At 52.7% G+C, this 1,901-nt stretch carries 2 protein-coding genes; both read right to left on the reverse strand.

Features of this window, described 5'->3' with window-relative positions:
* On the reverse strand, positions 1–109 hold a 109-nt coding region (locus KOR42_RS28075), incomplete at its 3' end, for a twin-arginine translocation signal domain-containing protein (RefSeq protein WP_146512730.1).
* A 435-nt stretch (positions 110–544) separates the two neighbouring features.
* The gene (locus tag KOR42_RS26130) at positions 545–1,207 is read right to left on the reverse strand and encodes a hypothetical protein (RefSeq protein ID WP_231741151.1); all 663 of its coding nucleotides are present in this window, start codon (positions 1,205–1,207) and stop codon (positions 545–547) included.
* Positions 1,208–1,901 lie beyond the last annotated feature (694 nt).

Genomic DNA, 1,901 nt, shown 5'->3' on the forward strand with positions numbered 1-1,901 from the left:
TCTTCGAGGGCTCTTCCGCAGTCGCCGAATTTTCCGGAATGGATCCCGCAGCGGTCGCCGCCCCCAAGTATCCGGTGTATTTCAAAAAGTCGCGTCTGTTCGTACTCATAATTAAGACCTCCAGGTGGGTGTAGTCGGGCAGGTAACAGTGTCTGGGGCATTGAAAATGCCGGATTGCTACTGGACGAAAAAGGCGTCCGCGTCCCAATGAATGCTTTTGGTATGGCAGCCAAACATCTTACTCCGAACGGACGCCAAGAACACAACTTTCAATTCTCTCAAACGGCTGGCCGACGCTTTCGTATAGGTCAGTCGGCTCGCCGATGCGTTCGAACTGCTCCTCGCGATCGGGTGAGCGTCCCCCGGCGATGTCCTTTCTTATTTGCCGCAAGCCAAGGCCGATTTCGCACAGTTCACCAACTCAATCCAATGTCGTCACTTGATGTTCTCGCGATGCTAACTCAACGAATCCGTGGTCGGGCCACAATCGGTGTTGAGCTGCATGCAATACAGACTCATCAAACAGCGAAATCTTTTACTCTGGCTATTCTGAAGATGGGCCTTCAGACTTGCCTTTCGGCCTTCGCTCGATCATGACGGCCATTACGATTGGTGCACTGCTATCTTCACCTTTGACCAGCTCGATTGTCTTGATCGTTCGGTCGCGTTTTGGTTTGATACTCAGATAGCGAATCTGTTGGTTGCCGAGTGCGAATGCAAACTCGCTGCCCGTTACGTCGACTCGACGGATGTAGTCGGCGAAATGGACGGCATTGATCAATTTGTGATCTTCCGTTGTGGCATCGTCGTAGGTCAGCCGCACGAGCATCGAAACGCTCTTTTTGTTGTCGAACGGATGGTTCCAGCCGCCAACACCGCTGAGTAAATGGACCGCGGAGGCTGGTGTTCCGCAGGGCAGTGACACCGACTTGGGCATTTTTGGCGGAAGCGAACCGTATGGACCGTGCAGCAGCACAATGTTGGGTTGTGTTTTGCCCTGAGGGTCATCGTGTGGCGAACCTACCGCGACGCCAGCGGTATCGAGAAAGTATCGACAGTCCTGTACCCAGATCAAGTTGATCCTACACTGCGATTGGTCAGCCAACTCAGTGAGCGAATGCCGTCCCAGTAGGGACGGCTTTGCCATGGTATCGCTTTGGATGCGGCCCGATCTATCCGCCTCGTGCCCGTGCTTCGGCCCGGCCACTCCGCCTCCTGATCGGCCCGCGATCCGTTGGCGTGATATCTGGAAAGGACGGCAATCTCGATGAAGACTGACGTCAGTTTGAGACACCAGCGCGCTGCCACGACAGTGGGCAACGCCGTAACATGCTGAAAGATAGAAAGAGAAGACGATGGGGACTCTCATTCGATTCCCACCACCCAAGTCATCGGCTTCCTCAAAGTAGAAGAAGCAATAGTTGTGGATACGACCAATGTTGTTTCAACTTTACGCTTAGGTTGCGTAACACCTTGTCGATAGACCCTTTATGGCGACTTGGTGAAATCTGTCCATTGTTGATTTCCAGATAATTGGATGTTGCGGTCATTGTTCACGCCAGTTCGGCCGCTTTTCCCCGCGTCAATAGAAGTCGCAAATTTCGCACACAATTGAAGCTCTAACGTCAGGAGATATAAATATGATCGATACAACTTCGCCATCAGCACCATCATTTGAAGTCAAACACGAATCGAGAGCCAGTCGAGTTTTGAAAGCGGCCTGGCGTGCTCCCCATTTTCTGATCCAGATGTTATGAGAGTCAACCGACCGATTTTGGTTCGAGGAGACTTTGATGACGAAGCGACGACGACGTAAGCCTGAGCAGATTGTGAAGCTGTTGCAGGAGGGGCAAGCGATGTTGGCGGCAGGAAAGTCGCTGGCTGAGGTGTTGCAGAAGCTG

Source organism: Thalassoglobus neptunius (assembly GCF_007859735.1).
Classification (GTDB): domain Bacteria; phylum Planctomycetota; class Planctomycetia; order Planctomycetales; family Planctomycetaceae; genus Thalassoglobus; species Thalassoglobus neptunius.